Source organism: Streptomyces sp. Y309 (assembly GCF_056712025.1).
This window is the reverse complement of sequence record NZ_CM160048.1, coordinates 1,729,082-1,749,941: the sequence shown is the minus strand read 5'-3', so window position 1 is coordinate 1,749,941 and position 20,860 is coordinate 1,729,082. Positions and strand designations below refer to the sequence as shown.

Here is a 20,860-nt window from a genome sequence, read left to right as displayed (position 1 = left end):
CTTCGTGTTCTCCATGCCCATGGAGCGCGACTCACGCGACCCGGTATTCCTCCACGTCCGGCGTGCGCAGCCGCAGGCCGTGGCCCGTACCGCCGTCCGGGCGGACCGTGCCGCCGGTCGGGTCCAGGGCGCCGTCGAAGAACATCGACTCGATGCGGACGTGGTCGTGGTACCACTCCACGTGCCGCAGATTCGGCACGCACGCCGCGGCCGCCGCGTGCGCGTGCGGGGCGCCGCGCGCCGACATCTCCAGGCCGTGCGCCTGGGCGAGGGCGGCGGCGCGCAGCCACTCGGTGAGGCCGCCGCAGCGGGTGGCGTCGGCCTGGAGGCAGTCCACCGCGGGGATCATCCGGGCGAAGTACGCCAGGTCGCAGCCGTACGCGCCCGCCGTGACGTCGCAGACCAGCGCGTCGCGCACCAGCGCGAGGCCCCGCAGGTCGTCCGACGACACCGGCTCCTCGAACCAGCCCACGCCGTGCTCGGCGAGCACCCGGCCGACGCGCACGGCCTGCTTGCGGGTGTACGCGCCGCCCGCGTCGACGTACAGCTCGGCCTTCTGGCCGATGACGTCGCGCGCCGTGCGCACCCGTGCCACGTCGCGGGCCACGGCCCGCCCCCAGCTCTCGCCGACCTTGATCTTGACGCGCGGGATGCGCTGACCGTGCACCCAGCCGTTGAGCTGGGCCGCCAGATGCGTGTCGTGGTACGTGGTGAAGCCGCCGCTGCCGTAGACCGGCACGTCGTCGCGGGCCGCGCCGAGCAGCCGTACCAGCGGCACTTCAAGGAGCCGGGCCTTGAGGTCCCACAGGGCGATGTCCAGGGCCGAGATGGCGCGGCACGCGAGGCCCGGGCGGCCGGTGTCGCGCACGGCCTTAGTGAGGGCGTCGTGCGCCGCGGGGATGCCGAAGGCGTCGAGGCCGGTCAGGACGGGCGCGAGCTGCTCGCGGACGAGGTCGACGGTGGCCGCGGGCGCGTAGGTCCAGCCGGTGCCGGTGGCGTCGCCCGCGGTCACCTCCGCGACGACGATCGTCGTGGTGTCCCAGGCGGACGTGCCGTCGGCCTCCGGCGCGTCCGCCGGAACCGTGTACGCCGACACGGCCGGCGGCTCCACGCGGACGTATCCGGACTCGGCCATGGGGCGCGCCTTTCGCTGGGGCGGGCGAGGGCGGACCGCGGGGCGGCGCGGGGCGCGGGCCTGCCCCGGTGGGGCCTCCGCGGCGCCACCGGGACGGCGTAGGGGCCGGGTAACCCGAAGGCGTGGCGGCAAACGACGGGCGTTTCGCCCGGGCGGCCCCGGGCACGCGGGAGGTCCATGCTGGAACACATCGGACGTACCGGACCCCACCGGAGGCACACCGTGAGCCGAACAGCCAGCCGCCCCCACGTCGTGATCGTCGGCGCCGGCTTCGCGGGGTTCCAGACCGCCCGTACGCTGTCGCGGCTGACCCGCCGCCGGGCCGACATCACCCTGCTCAACCCCACCGACTACTTTCTGTACCTGCCGCTGCTGCCGCAGGTCGCCGCGGGCGTCCTCGAACCGCGCCGCGTCACCGTGTCGCTCGCGGGCGCGCTGCGCCACGTACGCCTCGTGCTCGGCGAGGCCGACGGCGTCGACCTGGCGGGGCACACCGTCCGCTACACCGGCCCCGAGGGCGACCGCGGCGAGCTGTCGTACGACCGGCTCGTGCTGGCCGTCGGCAGCGTCAACAAACTCCTTCCCGTGCCCGGAGTCGCCGAGCACGCGCACGGCTTCCGGGGGCTGCCCGAGGCGCTGTACCTGCGCGACCACGTGACGCGGCAGATCGAGCTCGCCGCGGGCGCCGGCGACGCCGGGACGTGCCGGGCGCGCTGCACCTTCGTCGTGGCCGGCGCCGGCTACACGGGCGTCGAAGTCGCCGCGCACGGCGAGCTGTTCACCCGGTCTCTGGTGCGGCACCAGCCCCTGCGGGCCGGGATCGAGCCGCGCTGGGTGCTGCTCGACATCGCCCCGCGCGTGCTGCCCGAGCTGGACCGCAGGCTGTCCGACACCGCGGACCGGGTGCTGCGGCGGCGCGGTGTGGACGTCCGTACGGGTACGTCCGTGAAGGAGGCGACCCGGGACGGCGTGCTCCTCGACGACGGCGAGTTCGTGCCCACGCGCACGCTGGTGTGGTGCGTGGGGGTGCGGCCCGATCCGCTCGTCGCCGGGATCGGGCGGCCGCTGGAGCGCGGGCGGCTGCTCGTCGACCCGTTCCTGAACGTGCCCGGTCATCCGGAGGTGTTCGCGTGCGGGGACGCGGCGGCCGTCCCCGACCTGGCCAAGCCCGGGCAGTACACGGCGATGACCGCCCAGCACGCCTGGCGGCAGGGCAAGGCCGCGGGCCACAACGTCGCCGCCTCGCTGGGCGTCGGCGAGCGGCGCTCCTACCGCCACCACGACCTGGGCTTCACCGTCGACCTCGGCGGCGCGAGCGGCGCCGCCAACCCGCTCGGCGTCCCGCTGTCCGGTCCGCTCGCCGGCGCCGTCACCCGCGGCTACCACCTGGCCGCGATGCCCGGCAACCGCGTGCGGGTCGCCGCCGACTGGCTCCTGGACACGGTACTGCCGCGCCAGGGTGTGCAGTTGGGGCTCGTGCGGTCGTGGTCGGTACCGCTGGACACGGCGTCACCGGAGCTCGCACGGGTGGCGGGGTCGTCGGGGCGGACGGCCGACGGGGGCTCCGGTGAGGCGGAGGGGGCGCAGGAGGCGCCGAAGGCGGAGGGAGCGGAGGGAGCGGAGGAAGCGGGGCAACCGAAACAGTCGGAGCAACCGAAACAGCGGGAGCAGGCCGAGCAGCCGAAGCAGGCCGAGCAGACAGAGCGGCCGGAAGCGACGGAGCAGTCGGAGCAGTCAGAGCGGCCGAAGCAGTCAGAGCGGCCAGAAGTGACGGAGCAGCCGAAGCATGCCGAGCGGCCGGAGACGACGGAGCAGGCGGAACGGCCGGAACCGACCGAGCAGACAGAGCGGCCGGAACCGGCCGAGCAGCCCAAGCAGACGGAGGAGTGACGATGGTGGACAGCACCCCCTACGACGGCGGTCCAGCATGGCCGGAAGACCCCGAGAGCCCCAGCGGTCCCGAGCGCCCCGGCGGCCCCGATGGTCCAGCATGGCCGGTGGACCCCGAGCGCCCCGGCAGCCCCCACGGCCCCGGCGGCCCCGGCACCCTCAGCCGTCCTGAAAGCCCAGGCGGCCGAGGCAGCCCCGAAAGCCCCGGCGGCCCCGCCAGCACTGAACCCCCCAGTGCCCCAGGCACCCCCGGCGCCCCAAGCACCCCCAGCGCCCCAGGCACCCCCGCGACCCCGGTGAGCCCCGCCACCCCCAAACGCGACCAACTCCACGAGCTCGCCCAGCAGTTGCGTGTCGACTCCGTGCGGGCCGCGGATGCCGCCGGATCCGGGCATCCGACCTCGTCGATGTCGGCGGCCGATGTGATGGCGGTGCTGCTCGCGCGGCACCTCCAGTACGACTTCGCCCGGCCCGACCACCCCGGCAACGACCGGTTCGTGCTGTCCAAGGGGCACGCCTCGCCGCTGCTCTACGCCGCGTACAAGGCCGCGGGCGTGCTCACCGACGAGGAGCTGCTCACCTTCCGCGCGCAGGGCAGCCGCCTCGAGGGGCACCCCACGCCGCGGCGGCTGCCGTGGGTCGAGGTCGCCACCGGCTCGCTCGGGCAGGGGCTCGGGGTCGGCGTCGGCATGGCGCTGTCCGGCAAGCGTCTCGACCGGATCCCGTACCGCGTGTGGGTGCTGTGCGGCGACAGCGAGCTGGCCGAGGGCGCCGTGTGGGAGGCCGTCGAGCACGCCTCGTACGAACGACTCGACAACCTCACGCTGATCGTCGACGTGAACCGGCTCGGCCAGCGCGGCCCCACCCGGCACGAGTGGGACCTCGACGCCTACGCGCGCCGCCTGGCCGCCTTCGGCTGGCACGTCGTCCAGGCCGACGGGCACGACGTCGAGGCGCTCGACCGCGCCTGCCACGAGGCCCGCTCCGCCGTCGGCCGCCCCACCGCGATCCTCGCCCGCACCGTCAAGGGCAAGGGCGTCGCCGCCGCCGAGAACCGCGAGGGCCTGCACGGCAAGCCGCTGAAGGACGCCGAGGCCGCGGTCCGCGAGCTCGGCGGCGTACGCCAGGTCCGGGTCGACGTCCAAGTGCCCCCGGCGGCACGGGCGTTGCACGCGAAGCGCAGCGGGCACCTGGAGCTGCCGCGCTACGAGGTGGGCACCGAGACCGCCACCCGCGACGCCTTCGGGCAGGCGCTCGCCGCGCTCGGCACGGCCCGTGGCGACGTGGTGGCCCTGGACGGCGAGGTCGGCGACTCCACCCGCGCCGAGTACTTCGCCAAGGAGCACCCCGACCGGTACTTCGAGTGCTACATCGCCGAACAGCAGATGGTCGCCGCCGCCGTCGGGCTCGCGACGCGCGGCTGGGTGCCGTACGCCTCGTCGTTCGCGGCGTTCCTCACCCGCGCCCACGACTTCGTACGGATGGGGGCCGTCGACGGGGCCGGAATCAACCTCGTCGGCTCGCACGCCGGTGTCGCCATCGGTCAGGACGGGCCGTCGCAGATGGGCCTGGAGGACCTGGCCATGTTCCGGGCCGTGCACGGCTCGACGGTGCTGTACCCGTGCGACGCCAACCAGACCGCGCACCTGGTCGCCGCCATGGCCGACCTCGACGGGGTGCGCTATCTGCGGACCTCGCGCGGGGCGACGCCCGTCCTGTACGGCCCCGACGAGGAGTTCCCCGTGGGCGGGTCCCGGGTACTGCGGTCCTCCGGGGGCGACCGGCTCACCGTCGTGGCCGCCGGGGTGACCGTCCACGAGGCCCTGGCCGCCGCCGACGTCCTCGACGGCGCCGGCATCCCCGTACGCGTCATTGATCTGTACTCCGTCAAACCCGTGGACCGCGGCACCCTGCGCGAGGCCGCCCAGAGCACCGGCTGTCTGCTCACCGTCGAGGACCACCGCCAGGAGGGCGGCCTCGGCGACGCCGTCCTCGACGCGTTCACCGACGGGAGCCCCGTGCCCCGCCTGGCCCGCCTCGCCGTGACCCACATGCCCGGCTCGGCCTCGCCCGCCGAGCAGCTCCGGGCCGCCGGCATCGACGCGGAGTCCATCGCGGCGGCGGTACGGCTCCTCGCCGAACGCGTGGTGCCGTGAGCGCGCCCCGGGGCCAGGTCAGGACGGGGGACGAGCGACGAGTGAGGAGACGCGATGACCACCACGGAACGCAAGGTGCGGGCAGGCCGCCGCACCGTGGAGGTGCACCGGCCCGACAAGGTCCTGCTGCCCCCGGAGGAGGGTGACGGCGCGGGCGAGGCACACGGCTGCACGAAGGGCGACCTGGTCGACTACTACCGGTCCGTCGCCCCCTTCATGCTGCCCCATCTGCGGGGCCGCCCGCTGATGCTGGAGCGGCACCCCGACGGCGTACCCGGCCCGATGTTCATGCAGAAGGACACCCCCGACCACTACCCGGACTGGATCACCCGCGCCGAGGTCCCCAAGGAAGGTGGCACCGTCACGCACACCGCGTGCGACAACAGCGCCACCCTGCTCTACCTCGCCGACCAGGCCTGCGTGACCCTGCACCGGTGGCTGTCCCGGGTCGGCCGCATCGACCGGCCCGACCGGCTGGTGTTCGACCTCGACCCGGCCAAGGACGGTGCCCCGCAGGACGTGTTCGGCGCGGTGCGCGACGCGGCCCGGCTGCTCGGCGAACTCCTCGACCAGGTGGGCCTGCCGTCCGCCCTGATGACCACCGGCTCGCGCGGCCTGCACGTGATCGTGCCGCTGAACGGCCGTCACCACGTCGACGACGTACGCGACTTCGCCAAGGAAGTCACCGACCTGCTCGCCGAGTCCCACCCCGACGAGCTGACCACGGCCGTCCGCAAGAAGGACCGCGGCGGCCGCCTCTACCTCGACGTGCAGCGCAACGCCTACGCGCAGACCGCCGTGGCCCCCTACTCCGTGCGCGCCCGCCCCGGCGCGCCCGTGGCCGTGCCGATCGCCTGGGACCAGCTCGACGACCCCGGTACCCACGCCGCGCGCTGGACCGTCGCCGACGCCGTCGAGCAGGCCCGCACCGACCCCTGGGCCGGGCTGCTGCGCTCACCCCGCGCCCTCGGTCCGGCGCGCCGCAAACTGCGGGCGCTGCACGGCAGTTGAGGGCCGCGGCCGGACGCGGAGGGGAGAGGGCCCGCGCAGGTTTGGCCATGGCGCGCGGGGTCACCCGGACCAGGAGGTGCCCATGACGCAGTCGCCCCGCAAGGAGAACAGGTCGCAAGCCGAATCCGACGACCGGCCCGGCCCCGTCACCGTGCTCCGCCAGGCGCGTGAGCAACTGGCGGAACTCACCGGTATGCCGGCCGAGAACGTGTCGTCCTTCGAACGCACCGACGACGGCTGGAACGTGGCGGTGGAGGTCCTCGAACTGGCCCGCGTGCCGGACACGATGAGCCTGCTCGCGACCTACGCCGTGACCCTGGACCCGCGAGGTGAGCTCACCGGGTACCGACGGGTGCGCCGCTACGAACGCGGCCGCGCCGACCCGCCGAGGACGGGCGGCTGATCCCCGGCGCAACCCGAACAACGCGAACAACGCGAACACACCCGACAACCCAAGCACATTGGGCATCCAAGGCAAGCCAGATATCCAAGGCAAGGAGGACCGGTCGGCATGACCGTCGTCCCAGCACAACAGACCGGCGGCGCAGGCGGCACCAGCGGCCTGTACGACGTCATCGAACTCATCCTCGACCGCGGCCTGGTGATCGACGCCTTCGTGCGCGTCTCGCTCGTCGGCATCGAGATCCTGAAGATCGACGTGCGGGTCGTCGTCGCGAGCGTCGACACCTATCTGCGGTTCGCCGAGGCGTGCAACCGCCTCGACCTGGAGGCGGGCCCGCGCAAGGCCCCGGGCGTACCCGACCTGGTCGGCGAGCTCACCGAGTCCGGCGCGCGCGGCAAGTCCAAGGGCGCGCTCTCCGGCGCGGCGGAGACCATATCCGACGCCTTCCGGCAGGCCCGCGACGAAGGCCGCTCCGAGGAGGAGCCGGCCCGTCCGCGCGCCCGGCGCACGTCCTCCCGCAGCCGGAAGGAGGAGCAGGAATGACCACCTACATCTACGGCATCGCGGCCGCCACGCACCCGGCGCTGCCGGAGGGCATGGGCGGCATCGGCGAGCCCGAGCGCAAGGTACGCGTGCTGCGGCACGGCAAGCTCGCCGCGATCGTCTCCGACAGCCCCGACGACCTGCGGCCCAAGCGGCGTGACCTGCTCGCCCACCAGAGCGTCCTGGACGAGGCGGGCGCGGGCGGCGCGGTCCTGCCGATGCGGTTCGGCAGCCTCGCGCAGGACGACGAGGCCGTCGTCGCGGTGCTCGCCGAACTCGCCGACCACTACGAGGAGCGGCTGCGCGCGCTCCAGGGCAGGGCCGAGTACAACGTCAAGGCCGCCCACGACGAGCAGGCCGTGCTGCACCAGGTGCTGGCCGAGAACCCCGAGCTGCGCGCCATGGTCGAGGCCAACCGCGCCGCGGGCGGCGGCAGTTACGAGCAGAAGCTGCGCCTGGGCGAACAGGTCACCGCGGCCGTGAAGGCCCGCGAGGCGAGCGACGGCGTCGAGGTGCGCCGTGCCCTGGAACCGTGCGCGGAAGCCGTGAGCATGGGACCCGAGGGCACGGGCTGGCTCGCCAACGTGTCGTTCCTGGTGCGCCGCGAGGCGGCCGCGGCCTTCGTCGAGGCCGTCGAGGAACTCCGCAAGAACCAGCCCCACCTGGAGCTGACCGTGCACGGGCCGCTGCCCCCGTACAGCTTCGTCGACCCGGGCCCCGCGGAGCCCGCCGAGAACGCCGAGGACACCGCGGGCGTGCGGTGAGGACCCGGCATGGGACTCATCGGTGAAGTGCTCGCCCTGCCGCTGGCCCCTGCCCGGGGCACCCTGTGGGTGCTCCGGCAGGTGGTCGCGGAGGCGGAGCGCCAGTACTACGACCCCTCGGCCGTCCGCAAGGAACTCGCCCTGCTCGCCGAGCGGTTGGAGGCGGGCGAGATCGACGAGACCGAGTTCGACCGCCGCGAGGACGAACTCCTCGCCCGCCTCGGCCACGGAACTGGAACTGGAACTGGAACGTCATGAATCGCATGGCAGTGGGCCTCGCCGTGGGCGCCGGGTATGTCCTCGGACGCACGAAGAAGGCGAAACTCGCCTTCGCCGTCGGCACCATGGTGGCGGGCCGCAGACTTCAGCCCAGCTCCGGCCCCGCAGTCGACCGGCTCAAGGAGGAGGCGAGAGCCTATCTGCTGGCGCAGGCCGAACGCCTGCTCGCCGGCGTGGGCCGCAGGCTCGGCGAGGCCACCGTCAAGCTCAACGCCATCGCGGAGGGCCGCGGTCACCTCAGGGACTCGGTCGAGGGCGCCCTGAAGAGCACCACCGGCGAGGCGGTCGCTCCGTACGAGGAAGACGCTCCGTACGAGGAAGACGCTCCGTACGAGGACGAGGAGCTGTACGAGGACGAGGAGCCGTACGAAGACGAGGTCGACGAAGCCGATGAGGCCGACGACGCCGATGAGGCCGACGACGCCGATGAGGCCGACGGACCCGACGAGGCCGACGCGTACGCCTCGGCCGGTGACGGCCGGAGCCGTCGATGACCGCCGCGAGCCGGCTGCCCGAGCCCTACCCCCAGGGCGGCTCCAACCTCGCCGACATCCTCGAACGCGTCCTGGACAAGGGCATCGTGATCGCCGGGGACATCCGGATCAACCTGCTCGACATCGAGCTGCTCACGATCAAGCTGCGGCTCGTGGTCGCCTCCGTCGAGCGCGCGAAGGAGATGGGCATCGACTGGTGGGAGGACGACCCGGCCCTGTCCAGCGGCGCGCGCCGCACCGCGCTCGCGCGCGAGAACGAGGACCTGCGCCGCCGCGTCGAGCAACTGGAACAACGCGAACTCGCGGAAGGCGGCGACACCCCCGGCCGAGGAGAACGCGAACGTGAGCGATGACCTGCGCTATGTGTACGCCGTGTGCCGCCCGCCGGCCGCGCCACTGCAAGCCGATCTCACCGGCGTGGCGGGCGCGCCGCCGCGGCAGCTCGTCCACGAGGGCCTGGTGGCCGTCGTCAGCCCCGTCCCCGAGCGGGACTTCGCGCACGAACCGCTGCGCGCGCACCTGGAGGACCTCGACTGGCTGGCGGCGACGGCCCGCGCCCACCAGAGCGTCGTCGCCGCGCTGACCACCGTGACCTGCCCGCTGCCGCTGCGGCTCGCGACGGTCTTCCGCGACGACAGCGGCGTACGCGCCATGCTGGAGGACGAGTCCGCGCGGCTGCGCCGGATCCTGGACCGCATCGACGGCCACGTGGAGTGGGGCGTGAAGGTGTGGCTCGGCGGCGACGACGACGGCGGCGAGCCGCCCGCCACGCAGCCGCGGCGCGCCCCCGAGTCGGGGCGCGACTATCTGCGCCGCCGCCGGGCCGGGCACGCCGCGCGCGAGGAGTCCGCGGCGCGGGCCGAGGTGTTCACGCGGAAGCTGCACGGCGACCTCGCCCGGTACGCCGCCGACGCGCGGCTGCACCCCGTGCAGAGCGGGCCCCTCACCGGCGCGGGCTCCGGCCGCAACATCCTCAACGCCGCCTATCTGGTGCCGCGTACGCGGTCGGAGGAGTTCCTGGAACTGGTCGGCGGCCGCGCGGAGGGCACCGGTCCGGGGCTGCGCGTGGAGGTGACCGGGCCGTGGGCGGCGTACTCGTTCACGGACGGGCCGGAGACGGGTGAGGGGTCGTGACGGCGTCGGCCACCCCCTTCGCGCAGCGCGAGATCGCCCTCGTCGACCTGCTGGACCGGCTCCTTGCCGGCGGCGTGGTCCTCGCGGGCGACATCACGCTGCGGATCGCGGACGTGGACCTCGTCCGCATCGACCTGAAGGCACTGATCAGCGCGGTCAACGCGCAGGTGCCGTCACCGTTCGCGGCTCTGCCCGACCGGAGTGAACCGGAGCGACCCGGAGTGAACCGGAGTGACCTGGAGGCGTCATGGAGATGGATCTCGAACCCGACACCGTGGAACGGGACCTCGTCGCCCTCGTCCTGACCGTCGTCGAGCTGCTCCGTCAGCTCATGGAGCGGCAGGCGATCCGCCGCTTCGACTCCGGCGAGCTGACGGAGGACCAGGAGGAGCGGGTCGGCATGACGCTGATGCTCCTGGAGGACCGGATGACGCGGCTGCGCGAGCGCTACGGGCTGCGGCCCGAGGACCTGAACCTGGACCTCGGCCCGCTGGGCCCGCTGCTCCCGAGGGACTGACCGCCCGGCGCCACGCGGCGCGAGCAGGGCGCCGCCACCCCGGCCTTCACACCCGGCAGAGCACCTCCCCGTGCAGCACCGCGAACCAGCCGTCCTCCGCCCGACCCCACTCCCGCCAGGCCGCCGCGACGGCGTCCAGCCGTTCCGTGTCCGCGTGCCCGCCCTCCTGCGCGCGCGCCGCGTACTCCGACGCGACCGTGCGGTCCGCCCACAGCCCGCTCCACCAGGCCCGTTCCTCGGGCGTGCTGTAGCACCAGGTGCCCGCGGTGCACGTGACGTCCGTGAAACCCGCCCGCAGGGCCCAGGACTTGAGGTGCCGCCCGGCGTCCGGCTCGCCCCCGTTGGCGCGCGCCACCCGCCGGTACAGGGCGAGCCAGTCGTCCAGGCCCGGCACCCGCGGATACCAGGTCATCGCCTCGTAGTCGCTGTCCCGCACGGCCACGATGCCGCCCGGCCTGCACACTCGGCGCATCTCCCGCAGCGCCCGCACCGGATCGCCCACGTGCTGGAGCACCTGGTGGGCGTGCACCACGTCGAACGAGTCGTCGGGGTGGGCGAGTGCGTGCACGTCGTCGACGGCGAATGTGACGTTGCCCAGGCCGCGCCCGGCCGCCGTGGCGCGGGCCCGCTCCAGGATGCCGGGCGCGCGGTCGACGCCCGTGACGTGCCCGTCCGGGACCAGCGCGGCCAGGTCGGCGGTGATGGTGCCAGGACCGCAGCCGACGTCCAGGATCCGCCAGTGTGGCCGCAGCGAACCGAGGAGGTACGCGGCGGAGTTGGCGGCGGTGCGCCAGCTGTGGGAGCGCAGCACGGACTCGTGGTGCCCGTGCGTGTAGACGGCGATCTCGGCGTGAGCTCCGACGGGGGTCTCTGCGGTCTCGGCGTGGGTCTGCTGCGGCTGCGACATGGCCGCACTGTACGCCCGCGAGCCCGCATGGCGAGACCCGCGTCTCACTATACGATCACCGCGCGGGCGTCAGGACGCCGACGACAGCCGATAGACCGTCAACGCCTCCGGCAGCTTGTCGATCACCAACTCGCCCTCCACCTCGGTGAGTTCACCGTCGTACGCGATCTTCGTACCGGGTGCGAGCCCGTCGACGCGCAGCCGGCGCAGGCGGGCCGCGGTCTGTACGGGGGAGCGCTCGACCGGAGCGGTGAGCGCGGCCGCGAGCAGCCGGGCGCCGGGCCTGCGGCCGCCGTGCACGACGCGCACGTCGAGCAGCCCGTCGGCGAGGTCGAACCGCCGGGCGGGCGCGAGGCCGAGGCGGTGGTACACGCAGTTCCCGGCGAACAGCAGCCACAGCGCCCGCTCGGTGCCCCCGAACGCGGCGTGCAGCGGCTGCCGGTCGGACCGCAGCACATGGGCCGCGGCGAGCACGCCCGCGGGCCAGCCGCCGACCCGGTGCGCCCACCGCTCGCGCTCGCGCACGAGCTCGGGGTGGACGCCGAGGCCGAAGGAGTTCAGGAAGCACCCCTCGCCGGCCGCCGAGCGGAACCGGCCCACGTCCACCGCGACCGCGTCGCCCGTCTCCACGGCACGCGCCAGATCGCGGGCCTCCTCCACCCCGAGGTCGTACGCGAAGTGGTTGAGCGCCCCGCCGGGCAGCACCGCGAGGGGCAGGCCGTGCCGCACGGCGGCCGTCGCCGCCGCGTTGACCGTGCCGTCGCCGCCGCACACGCCGAGGGCGCGGGAGCGGGCCGCCGCCTTCTCCAACTCGGCGGGCAGCTCGGCGGGTTCGCAGGTCACCACCTCGGCGAGCGGCAGCACGTCGAGCAGTTCGGACACCCGGCAGGAGGTCTTCGCGCCGCTGTCGGTGACCACGACGAGGCCGCGCCCGGCGCGCAGGGCGGGGGCCTCGGCGCGCGGGCGGCCCGGTGGCGGGAGCTGGGACCGCGTCGGCACCAGGCCGCGTACGGCCAATGCGGCACCGGTACCGAGGGCGGCACCGGCGAGGACGTCACTGGGGAAGTGCACTCCCGTGTAGACGCGGGACAGCGCCACGGCACCCGCGAGCGGGGCGACGGCCGCGCCGAGGCGGGGCGACTCCAGGGCCACGCCGGCCGCGAAGGCCGCCGCGGACGCGGAGTGCCCCGAGGGGAAGGACGTGGTGACGGGCTGCCGCCTCAGCCTGCGCACGAGCGGCACGCCGTCCAGGCCGGGACGGGTCCGCCGCACCGACCGCTTGCCGAGCGTGTTGATCGTCGCGGACGCCACCGCCAGCGACGCCACGCCGCGCGCGGCGGCCCGCCTGGCCCGCGGCGTGCGGGTCGCGGCGAGCGCCGCCGCCGTGGCGAACCACAGCCCCCCGTGGTTCGCGGCGTGGCTGAGCCGGGGCAGCAGCCGGTCGGCACCGGGCCAGTGGCGCGCGGCGACCACGTCGAAGACCCGGTGGTCCAGCGCGGTCAGCCGGTTCCTGGGGATGCGCGCCGGGGGCAGGGGGAAAGCCGGGGGCCGGGGAAGCGCGGCGTCAGGCATCAGCGGAAGAGCGGCGTCAGGCATCATGCGGGGCGGGTACCCCCGAGCCGCCGCCTCCAACGGGCCGGTGACCCGGCTCCACCTCAGCTCCCCCCGGCGGCACCTCGTACGCCGACGACAAACCGTTTGCCCGCGCCGAACGCCCCCACGGACAATCGCCCCCATGGGACATCTGGAAGCCGCGCACATCGAGTACTACCTGCCGGACGGGCGAGCGCTGCTCGGTGATGTCTCGTTCCGCGTCGGCGAGGGCGCGGTCGTGGCGCTGGTGGGGGCGAACGGCGCCGGCAAGACGACGCTGCTCCGGCTCATCGCGGGGGAGCTGCAACCGCACGGCGGCACCGTCACGGTGTCCGGCGGCCTCGGCGTGATGCCCCAGTTCGTCGGTTCCGTACGGGACGGCACCACCGTGCGCGACCTGCTGGTCGCGGTGGCCCAGCCCCGCATCCGCGAGGCGGCCGAGGCCGTCGACCGCGCCGAGCACGCCATCATGACCGTCGACGACGAGAAGGCCCAGCTCCAGTACGCGCAGGCCCTGTCCGACTGGGCGGAGGCCAGGGGGTACGAGGCCGAGACGCTCTGGGACATGTGCACGACGGCCGCGCTCGGCGTCCCGTACGACAAGGCCCAGTGGCGCGAGGTGCGCACGCTCTCCGGCGGCGAGCAGAAGCGCCTGGTCCTCGAGGCCCTGCTGCGCGGCACCGACGAGGTGCTGCTCCTGGACGAACCGGACAACTACCTGGACGTCCCCGGCAAGCGCTGGCTGGAGGAGCGCCTCAAGGAGACCCGCAAGACCGTCCTGTTCGTCAGCCACGACCGTGAACTCCTCGCCCGCTCCGCCGAGAAGATCGTCAGCGTCGAGCCGAGCCCGGGGGGCTCGGAGGTGTGGGTGCACGGCGCGGGCTTCGCGACGTACCACGAGGCGCGTCAGGAGCGCTTCGCGCGCTTCGAGGAGCTGCGCCGCCGCTGGGACGAGAAGCACGCGCAGCTCAAGAAGCTCGTCCTGGACATGCAGCAGTACGCCTCGCGCAGCGACGAGATGGCCTCGCGCTATCAGGCGGCGAAGACCCGGCTGCGCAAGTTCGAGGAGGCCGGACCGCCGCCCGAGCCGCCGCGCAAGCAGGACATCACGATGCGCCTGCACGGCGGCCGCACCGGTGTGCGCGCCGTCACCTGCAAGAACCTCGAGCTGACCGGCCTGATGAAACCCTTCGACCTGGAGGTCTTCTACGGCGAGCGGGTCGCCGTCCTCGGCTCGAACGGCTCGGGAAAGTCGCACTTCCTGCGCCTCCTCGCGGGCGATGCCGACAACCCGGTGGCGCACACGGGGGAGTGGAAGCTCGGCGCCCGCGTCGTGCCGGGACACTTCGCGCAGACCCACGCCCACCCGGAGCTCCTCGGCCGCACCCTGCTCGACATCCTGTGGCGCGAGCACGCCAAGGACCGGGGCGCGGCGATGTCCCGGCTGCGCCGCTACGAACTCACCGCGCAGGCCGAGCAGCGCTTCGAGAGGCTGTCCGGCGGCCAGCAGGCCCGCTTCCAGATCCTGCTCCTCGAACTCCAGGGCGCCACCGCCCTGTTGCTCGACGAGCCCACCGACAACCTCGACCTGGAGTCGGCCGAGGCCCTGCAGGAGGGCCTGGAGGCGTACGAGGGCACGGTGCTCGCGGTCACCCACGACCGCTGGTTCGCCCGCTCCTTCGACCGCTATCTCGTCTTCGGCGCCGACGGCCGGGTCCGCGAGACCCCGGCACCCGTATGGGACGAGCGAAGAGTGGAGCGGGCCCGCTAGCGGGGCGGTAGCGTGGCGAAACCACGCCGTACGCTGCGCAGTTGGAGAGACCGTGACTGTGAGGACGTCCTTCGGGACCAGTGATGTGGACGAGGCCCGGCACCAGCTCGAGACCGCGTACTACAGCAACTTCTTGGACGTGCTCGACAGGCCGCACCGCTTCCGGGCGGACTTCACCATCGGGCAGTTCGGCGCGCTGACCGTCGGGGAGCTGAACTGCGGCACGGACGTGCGCGTACGCCTCGGGGAGCTCGGGGCCTACCACGTGAACATCCCGCTGAGCGGCCACATGACCTGGCGCCAGGGCTCCGACACGTGCGTGCTCACCGTGCCCGACAGCGCCGCCGTCTACCAGCCGGTCGGCGACACCATGGTCGACCGGTGGTCGGGCGACTGCCGGGTGCTCTCGGTGAAGCTGGACCGGGTGGCCCTCGAGGAGAGCCTGGAGCGGCTGCTCGGCAGGCCCGCCCGCGGCCCGGTGCCCTTCGAGACGGCCTTCGACACCAGCCGGGGGCCCGGCCTGAGCTGGACGCGGCTCGTGCGCACGGTCGTGGAGGACCTGCTCGACGAGTCCGGAACGCTGAGCGGATCACTGGTCGCCGCGCCCCTCCAGGAGGCGGTCCTGAACGGCCTGCTGCTCGCCGCCGGACATCCCTACCGCGACCAACTCGCGGATCCCGTGCGCCAGTTGCGGCCCGCGCCGGTCAAGCGCGCCATGGACGCCGTGCTGCAGCGGCCCGAGCACCCCTTCACCACCGCCGCGCTCGCCACCGAGGCACGCGTCGGCGTGCGCTGGCTGCAGGAGGCCTTCCGGCGGTACGTGGGGATGTCCCCCATGGCGTACGTACGCGACGTACGCCTGCAGCGCGTGCGGGACGAACTGCGCGCGGCCGGTCCCGGCGAGGCCGGTGTGAGCGAGGTCGCCCACCGCTGGGGCTTCGCCCACCTCGGCCGGTTCGCGGAGCAGTACCGGGCGCGCTTCGGGGAGCTGCCGTCGCAGACGCTGCGGGGCTGACGGAGGGGTTGCAGGGCTGACGGAGGGGCGCGGCGCGGGGCTGACGGTGGGGCATGTGCGCGCCGCGCCGGGCGCCTCGCGCGGACGCGGTGCGTTCTGCGGACAGCCACCGCGCCGAGCGGATCGTGGCGGTGCGGGCGCCCGCCTAGGGTGAGGGCGGCACCGGGTGGACCGGTCGCCGTCGCGGGGGCCCTAGCCTTCTCCCGGGCGTCGGCCGTGGACGGATCCCCGGTGTTTCCGGCCCGGCGCAGCCCGCCGGGCCGGCTTCGGGACCGCGGGCCCGGTGATTCCCCCGGCACCCCTCGTGCCATCGGGCCCGCCTCTTCCGGCCCCGCTCCCGCTGCCTCCCGGGCGCCGTGCGGCCACACTTGAAGGTGCGCGCACGGCGACGAGCCACGCGCACGCGGCGGCCCGCACGCGAGCGGGCCGGACGGCCCGCGCACCAGCGGGAGACGACGACCCGCCCGCGGGCGGGGAGACGGAGGCGGCATGAGCGCGACGGACGGACCCCGGCTGCTGCGGCGGCACGGCCGGGCCCTCGACCTGTTCACCGAGCGGGTGCACACCGTAGGGGCGGACCAGTGGGACGCGCCGACGCCCTGCGCCGACTGGACGGTGCGGGACCTCGTCAACCACCTGGCCGTGGAACAGCTCTGGGTCCCGCCCCTGGTGCGCGACGGCGCCGCCATCGAGGACGTCGGCGACACCTTCGACGGCGACATGCTGGGCCCCGACCCGGTCGCCTCCTGGGACACGGCGGCCGAGGCCGCCCGCGCCGCGTTCGAGGAGCCGGGCGCGATGGAGCGCACGGTGCACCTCTCGTACGGCGACACCCCGGCGCGCGACTACTGCGCCCAGATGGTCACCGACCTGGTCGTGCACAGCTGGGACCTGGCGCGGGCGATCGGCGCCGACGAACGGCTGCCGGACGACCTCGTCTCCGCCGCCGTGCGCGAAGTGACGCCGTACGCCGCCGAGTTGAGCAAGAGCGGACTGTTCGCCCCGGCCGTGCAGCCCCCGCCCGGGGCGGACGTCCAGACCAAACTCCTGTGCCTGCTCGGCCGCACTCCCTAGCGGCACTCCCTGGCGGCGCGGCCGTTCGGCTACCGGCTGTCGGCCGTCCGCTGTTGGCTACCGGTTCGCGGTCCGGGCGAACTCCGTCATGAACGCCTCGCAGAAGGCCTTGAGGTCGCCCGGCCTGCGGCTGGTGATCAGCGTCGCCGGGCCGCCGTCGCACACCTTCACCTGCTCGTCGACCCAGGTGCCGCCCGCGTTGCGGAGGTCGGTGCGCAGGCTCGGCCACGACGTCAGCGTGCGGTCGCGCACCACGTCCGCCTCGATCAGCGTCCACGGGGCGTGACAGATCGCGGCGACCGGCCGGCCGAGCTCGAAGAACGAGCGGACGAACGCCACCGCCTTCTCGTCCATGCGCAAGAAGTCGGGGTTGGCGACGCCGCCCGGCAGCACCAGGCCGTCGAACTCGTCCGCGGCCACCTCGCCGACCACCTGGTCGACGGGGAACGTGTCGGCCTTGTCCAGGTGGTGGAAGGCCTGCACGGAGCCCGCGCGGGTGGACACCAGGACGGGCTCGCCGCCCCCGTCCACCACGGCCTGCCAGGGATCGGTCAGCTCGACCTGCTCGGCGCCCTCGGGGGCGACCAGAAACGCGATACGCATACGTCAATCCCTTTCGGGTGTTCGGAGAGTCAGTCCTCGTCGAGGCGGTCCTCGTGCGGCGGCCCGACCGCCAGGTCGCCCAGGCTCACCATGCCGACGGGCCTGCCGTCCTCGACGACGGGCAGACGGTGCACGGCGTACGCCCGCATCAGGCCCGCCGCTTCCGCCACGGGGTCGTCGGGGGCGACCACCACCGGGTTCGGCGTGCACACGGCCTGCGCGCTGACGGTCAGGGGATCCGCGCCGTCGGCCACGGCGCGCAGCGTGATGTCCCGGTCGGTGAGCACGCCCAGGACCTGACCGTCGCCCGTGACTATGACATCACCGATGTCCTGGGCGCGCATCAGCTGCGCGGCCTCGACCAGCGAGGCGTCGGGGCGGACCGCGACGACTCCCGGTGTCATGACTTCCCTCACGTAATCCGCCATGGCGCTGAGCCCTTCCCACGTGGACGGCGTGCCGTGCCGTACCCGCCGCGCGGCACTCCGCCCGCAGTACCCCTCCGCGCCGGACCCATGCCGGGGGCGTTTGTCGCGCGGCGCGCGGGGCAGGCGGAAGAGCAGTGCTTCGGACCGGAGGCACGTCCGTGGGAGCGGCTCCGCCTCACCCCCCGGGTGTGCCCAGGTGACGAACGCGCGCACTCCCACGGTGACCGTCCAACCAGGCACCGGCACAAGGAGTTGCCACGCGTCATGCGATCCGATGCCAGCGTCATGCCGTCCGACGCAAAAGATTTCGACGCAAAAGATGGAGAACGTACGCGGCGGCCGCACCCGAAGCGGCACCCGCACGACGACGCCCCCGACACCGCCGAGGCCTTCCGGCGGCTGTGCGAGATGCCGCACGGACCCGAACGGGACGCCCTGCGCGAGGAGATCGTGCAGGCCTGGCTGCCCATGGCCGAGCGGCTCGCGGGGCGCTTCCGCAACCGCGGCGAAGCCCTCGACGACCTGCGCCAGGTCGCGGCCCTCGGCCTGGTCAAGGCCGTCGACCGGTACGACCCTGAGCGCGGCAACGCCTTCGAGAGCTATGCCGTGCCGACCGTCACCGGCGAGATCAAGCGGCACTTCCGCGACCACATGTGGACCCTGCACGTGCCGCGCCGGGTGCAGGACCTGCGCAACCGCGTGCGGTTCGCCCGCCAGGACCTGTCCCAGACCATCTCCGGGCGGGCGCCCACCGTCGCCGAGATCGCCGAGAAGGCCCGGATGAGCGAGGAGGACGCGGCGACCGGACTCGAGGCGCTCGACAGCTTCACCGCGCTGTCGCTGGACGCCGAACTCCCGGGCAGCGACGACGGTTACACGCTGCGCGACACCCTCGGCGACGCCGACCCCGCGCTCGACGTCGTCGTCGACCGCGAGGCCGTCAAGCCATGCCTCGCCCGGCTGCCCGAGCGCGAGCGGACCATCCTCTACCTGCGGTTCTTCGGCGACATGACACAGAGCCGGATCGCCGAGCAGCTCGGCATCTCGCAGATGCACGTCTCGCGCCTGATCAGCCGCTGCTGCGGCCGGTTGCGCGACGAGGTGATGCGGGACGGGGTCACCCGGGCCGCCGCATAGCCAGGGCGATGTGCCGGGCCATCACGTCCACGGCGCGCGCCTCCGCCATCGAGAAGGCCAGGCGCGCGCCGGTCCGGAACAGGCTGAGCACCCCCTCGACGGGGCCGTTCGCGCGCGGCGCGAGCGGCACGCACAGCAGCGACGTGACGTTCGCGCGGACCAGGACCGGGGCGCCGCTCGCGTCCCGGCCGAAGCTGTCCGGGGGATCCGGCCGCACCTGAAGCGTCGGGGCCCCGCAGCGGACCGTCTCCAGGACCAGCGGGCAGTCGGCCGGGTCCTGCGCGCGGACGTCCGCGACCGGTCCGCCCTCGGGACCGAGGGCCGCCCGGCGCCGCGGCCCGGCCGCGCCCTCGTCGGCGATCACCCAGTCCGCGAACCGGCCGTGCAGCACCTCGGCCACGCGCGCGAGGACCGCCGCCGGATCCCCGGACGGCGCCGTGAGAAGCGTGACCGTCATGGCGTCCGAGAGCTCCAGGAGTTCGGCGTGCCGGGTCGCCTCGCCGAGGTCCGGCGTCCGGCCCCGGGCGCCGCGCGGCAGCGGATCGGGCGCGCCCGCGGCCTGCAGCACGACCAGGACCACCGTGCGGGGCTCGCTGCCCGGCCGCAGCGCGGTCAGCGTCGCCCGCACCGGCAGCCGGGGCCGGTGCTGCAGCCGCACCGTCAGGCTCCGGTCGCCCTCCCCGCGGGCCACCGCCGCGGCCTGCGAGCGGAACGCGGAGCGGTCCGACGGCGCCAGCAGACCGGTGAGCGGCCGCCCCGTCGCGTACCCGACGCGCCCCCCGGTGAGGTCCGCCGCCGCGGTGTTCATGCGCCGCACCACCGTCTCGCCGTCGACGAGCGCGACCGGCAGCGGGAACCGCTGGAAGACGGTGCGCAGCAGTCGCTGTTCCTCCCGGGCGGCCGTCGTGCCCGCCGCCGGGACGCCGTCGGCGAGCTGCTGCTCGAGGCCCGGCCACAACCGCTCCGCCACGTGGTCCAGTTCGAAGAGCGCCGCGTCGAGCATGGTGCGCAGGTCACCGGAGGGGACGGCACGTGATGCCTTCAACTCCGCGACGCGGCGCACGAAGTCCGCGAGATCCTCACCGAACCGGTCCGTGTCCGTCATGGGTCGAACGTATCCGCTGCCGCCGTTTTCCGGAGGCCTCACCGGGAAGCCGACCAGAACGAGGAACGAGGAGGCACACCATCATGCCGATGCTGCTCGGAACGGACGGACCGGAATCCGCCCAGCCGACGCGCAGGCTCTCGGAACTGGCCGAACAGGCGGTGCGCTGCACCGCGGCGTGCTGCGGCGCGGGCACCACCGTCACCGAAGGCGGCGAGGACCAGTCGGCGGCCGCCGCCACCCATCCCGACCTCGCGGGACTCGTCTCGGTGCAGTTGCGCTCCGGCGACGGGCCGATCCCGGCGGCCCAGGCGCGGGGCGCGCCGGTGGACGCGGAGGACCTGCTGCGCGACGACCGCTGGCCCGAGTACCGCGCGCTCGCCCTCGACTCCGGCGTCCGCGCGAGCGTCACGCTGCCCTTCCGGCGCTCCGGACTCACGCTCACCCTGAGCCTGTTCAGCTTCCGCCCCGGCACGCTGGACGAGGCGGGGTGCGGGCCCGCGCAGGCGCTCGGCGACCTCGCGGCGGCGGGCCTGGTCCGCGACCGGCACTACCGCGCGGCACTCACGGAACTCGACCACCTGGGCGAGGCCCTGCGCACCCGGCCCGTCGTCGACCAGGCCTGCGGCATCATCATGCACATCGTCACCTGCGACGCCGACCGGGCCTTCACCCTGCTGCGCCGCATCTCCCAGCAGACCAACCGCAAACTCGCCGAGGTGGCAGCCGCCCTGGTGGAGAAGCGGGGCAGGGGTCTGGAACGCGAGCTCAGGTCGCTGGCCGAGCAGGACCTCGCGTCGTCGGCCGGACAGGACCACGCGTCATCGGCCGGGCAGGGCCTCACGTCACCCCACCGGCTCACCCGGCCGGAGGCCACACCGCGCGCATGACGCGTCCCCAC

At 74.2% G+C, this 20,860-nt stretch carries 22 protein-coding genes and 1 pseudogene; 17 read left to right on the top strand and 6 right to left on the bottom strand.

Features of this window, described 5'->3' with window-relative positions:
- Positions 1 to 31: 31 nt before the first annotated feature.
- The gene (locus AC0KTA_RS06235) at positions 32 to 1,135 is read right to left on the bottom strand and encodes an enolase C-terminal domain-like protein (protein ID WP_481054100.1); all 1,104 of its coding nucleotides are present in this window, start codon (positions 1,133 to 1,135) and stop codon (positions 32 to 34) included.
- Between the two features lie 252 nt (positions 1,136 to 1,387).
- Here AC0KTA_RS06235 and AC0KTA_RS06230 point away from each other — a divergent pair, with 252 nt between their 5' ends.
- From AC0KTA_RS06230 to AC0KTA_RS06175, 12 genes and pseudogenes are all read left to right on the top strand, one after another.
- Positions 1,388 to 3,025, top strand: coding sequence for an NAD(P)/FAD-dependent oxidoreductase (locus tag AC0KTA_RS06230; RefSeq protein WP_481056324.1), 1,638 nt, complete (start codon positions 1,388 to 1,390; stop codon positions 3,023 to 3,025).
- A gap of 296 nt (positions 3,026 to 3,321) precedes the next feature.
- Complete coding sequence (locus AC0KTA_RS06225) at positions 3,322 to 5,181, top strand: transketolase (RefSeq protein ID WP_481054099.1); 1,860 nt, start codon at positions 3,322 to 3,324, stop codon at positions 5,179 to 5,181.
- Positions 5,182 to 5,235: 54 nt separating this feature from the next.
- Positions 5,236 to 6,192 carry a non-homologous end-joining DNA ligase gene (gene ligD / locus AC0KTA_RS06220; protein WP_481054098.1) on the top strand — a complete coding sequence of 319 codons (957 nt, stop codon included), beginning with the start codon at positions 5,236 to 5,238 and terminating at the stop codon, positions 6,190 to 6,192.
- Between the two features lie 82 nt (positions 6,193 to 6,274).
- Entirely contained in the window at positions 6,275 to 6,595 is a 321-nt protein-coding gene (locus tag AC0KTA_RS06215) for a gas vesicle protein GvpO (protein ID WP_481054097.1), read from the top strand.
- A 108-nt stretch (positions 6,596 to 6,703) separates the two neighbouring features.
- Complete coding sequence (locus AC0KTA_RS06210) at positions 6,704 to 7,138, top strand: gas vesicle structural protein GvpA (RefSeq protein WP_481054096.1); 435 nt, start codon at positions 6,704 to 6,706, stop codon at positions 7,136 to 7,138.
- Positions 7,135 to 7,902 (top strand): GvpL/GvpF family gas vesicle protein, encoded by a 768-nt coding sequence (locus AC0KTA_RS06205; RefSeq protein ID WP_481054095.1) that lies wholly within the window; start codon positions 7,135 to 7,137, stop codon positions 7,900 to 7,902. The genes AC0KTA_RS06210 and AC0KTA_RS06205 overlap by 4 nt, the downstream gene beginning before the upstream one ends.
- 9 nt (positions 7,903 to 7,911) lie before the next feature.
- Positions 7,912 to 8,160 carry a gas vesicle protein GvpG gene (locus AC0KTA_RS06200; protein WP_481054094.1) on the top strand — a complete coding sequence of 83 codons (249 nt, stop codon included), beginning with the start codon at positions 7,912 to 7,914 and terminating at the stop codon, positions 8,158 to 8,160.
- The gene (locus AC0KTA_RS06195) at positions 8,157 to 8,675 is read left to right on the top strand and encodes a hypothetical protein (RefSeq protein WP_481054093.1); all 519 of its coding nucleotides are present in this window, start codon (positions 8,157 to 8,159) and stop codon (positions 8,673 to 8,675) included. The genes AC0KTA_RS06200 and AC0KTA_RS06195 overlap by 4 nt, the downstream gene beginning before the upstream one ends.
- A complete protein-coding gene (locus AC0KTA_RS06190) occupies positions 8,672 to 9,028 on the top strand; it encodes a gas vesicle protein (RefSeq protein WP_481054092.1) in 357 nt (118 codons plus the stop codon). The genes AC0KTA_RS06195 and AC0KTA_RS06190 overlap by 4 nt, the downstream gene beginning before the upstream one ends.
- Positions 9,018 to 9,809: a GvpL/GvpF family gas vesicle protein gene (locus tag AC0KTA_RS06185; RefSeq protein ID WP_481054091.1), complete on the top strand. Its 792-nt coding sequence runs from the start codon at positions 9,018 to 9,020 to the stop codon at positions 9,807 to 9,809. The genes AC0KTA_RS06190 and AC0KTA_RS06185 overlap by 11 nt, the downstream gene beginning before the upstream one ends.
- A pseudogene (locus tag AC0KTA_RS06180) lies at positions 9,806 to 10,000 on the top strand (gas vesicle protein); the annotation flags it as partial. The gene AC0KTA_RS06185 and the pseudogene AC0KTA_RS06180, both read left to right, overlap by 4 nt.
- Positions 10,001 to 10,056: 56 nt before the next feature.
- Positions 10,057 to 10,326 carry a gas vesicle protein K gene (locus tag AC0KTA_RS06175; RefSeq protein WP_481054090.1) on the top strand — a complete coding sequence of 90 codons (270 nt, stop codon included), beginning with the start codon at positions 10,057 to 10,059 and terminating at the stop codon, positions 10,324 to 10,326.
- Between the two features lie 46 nt (positions 10,327 to 10,372).
- Here the strand turns inward: AC0KTA_RS06175 and AC0KTA_RS06170 are convergent, their stop codons facing one another.
- Both AC0KTA_RS06170 and AC0KTA_RS06165 read right to left on the bottom strand, forming a co-directional pair.
- Positions 10,373 to 11,233: a methyltransferase domain-containing protein gene (locus AC0KTA_RS06170; protein ID WP_481054089.1), complete on the bottom strand. Its 861-nt coding sequence runs from the start codon at positions 11,231 to 11,233 to the stop codon at positions 10,373 to 10,375.
- 69 nt (positions 11,234 to 11,302) lie between these two features.
- The gene (locus AC0KTA_RS06165; protein ID WP_481054088.1) at positions 11,303 to 12,832 is read right to left on the bottom strand and encodes a phosphatase PAP2 family protein; all 1,530 of its coding nucleotides are present in this window, start codon (positions 12,830 to 12,832) and stop codon (positions 11,303 to 11,305) included.
- A 136-nt stretch (positions 12,833 to 12,968) separates the two neighbouring features.
- Between AC0KTA_RS06165 and AC0KTA_RS06160 the strand changes: the two genes are divergently transcribed.
- The 3 genes from AC0KTA_RS06160 to AC0KTA_RS06150 all read left to right on the top strand — a co-directional run bounded on the left by AC0KTA_RS06160 (position 12,969) and on the right by AC0KTA_RS06150 (position 16,686).
- Positions 12,969 to 14,597 carry an ABC-F family ATP-binding cassette domain-containing protein gene (locus AC0KTA_RS06160; RefSeq protein WP_481054087.1) on the top strand — a complete coding sequence of 543 codons (1,629 nt, stop codon included), beginning with the start codon at positions 12,969 to 12,971 and terminating at the stop codon, positions 14,595 to 14,597.
- Between the two features lie 52 nt (positions 14,598 to 14,649).
- Positions 14,650 to 15,612 (top strand): AraC family transcriptional regulator, encoded by a 963-nt coding sequence (locus tag AC0KTA_RS06155; protein WP_481054086.1) that lies wholly within the window; start codon positions 14,650 to 14,652, stop codon positions 15,610 to 15,612.
- 489 nt (positions 15,613 to 16,101) lie between these two features.
- On the top strand, positions 16,102 to 16,686 hold the full coding sequence (locus AC0KTA_RS06150; RefSeq protein WP_481054085.1) for a TIGR03086 family metal-binding protein: 585 nt from the start codon (positions 16,102 to 16,104) through the stop codon (positions 16,684 to 16,686).
- A gap of 57 nt (positions 16,687 to 16,743) precedes the next feature.
- On the opposite strand, the gene AC0KTA_RS06145 is transcribed toward AC0KTA_RS06150, so the two are convergent.
- Both AC0KTA_RS06145 and AC0KTA_RS06140 read right to left on the bottom strand, forming a co-directional pair.
- A complete protein-coding gene (locus AC0KTA_RS06145; RefSeq protein ID WP_481054084.1) occupies positions 16,744 to 17,289 on the bottom strand; it encodes a type 1 glutamine amidotransferase domain-containing protein in 546 nt (181 codons plus the stop codon).
- A gap of 29 nt (positions 17,290 to 17,318) precedes the next feature.
- Positions 17,319 to 17,717 (bottom strand): CBS domain-containing protein, encoded by a 399-nt coding sequence (locus tag AC0KTA_RS06140; protein WP_481054083.1) that lies wholly within the window; start codon positions 17,715 to 17,717, stop codon positions 17,319 to 17,321.
- Positions 17,718 to 18,002: 285 nt separating this feature from the next.
- On the opposite strand from AC0KTA_RS06140, the gene AC0KTA_RS06135 reads away from it, so the two are divergent.
- Positions 18,003 to 18,854, top strand: coding sequence for an RNA polymerase sigma factor SigF (locus tag AC0KTA_RS06135; protein WP_481056323.1), 852 nt, complete (start codon positions 18,003 to 18,005; stop codon positions 18,852 to 18,854).
- Here the strand turns inward: AC0KTA_RS06135 and AC0KTA_RS06130 are convergent.
- Positions 18,835 to 19,959 carry a PAS domain-containing protein gene (locus AC0KTA_RS06130; RefSeq protein WP_481054082.1) on the bottom strand — a complete coding sequence of 375 codons (1,125 nt, stop codon included), beginning with the start codon at positions 19,957 to 19,959 and terminating at the stop codon, positions 18,835 to 18,837. The two genes, AC0KTA_RS06135 and AC0KTA_RS06130, sit on opposite strands and share 20 nt — an antisense overlap.
- A gap of 89 nt (positions 19,960 to 20,048) precedes the next feature.
- Between AC0KTA_RS06130 and AC0KTA_RS06125 the strand changes: the two genes are divergently transcribed.
- On the top strand, positions 20,049 to 20,849 hold the full coding sequence (locus AC0KTA_RS06125; protein ID WP_481054081.1) for an ANTAR domain-containing response regulator: 801 nt from the start codon (positions 20,049 to 20,051) through the stop codon (positions 20,847 to 20,849).
- The last annotated feature ends 11 nt before the right edge of the window (positions 20,850 to 20,860 follow it).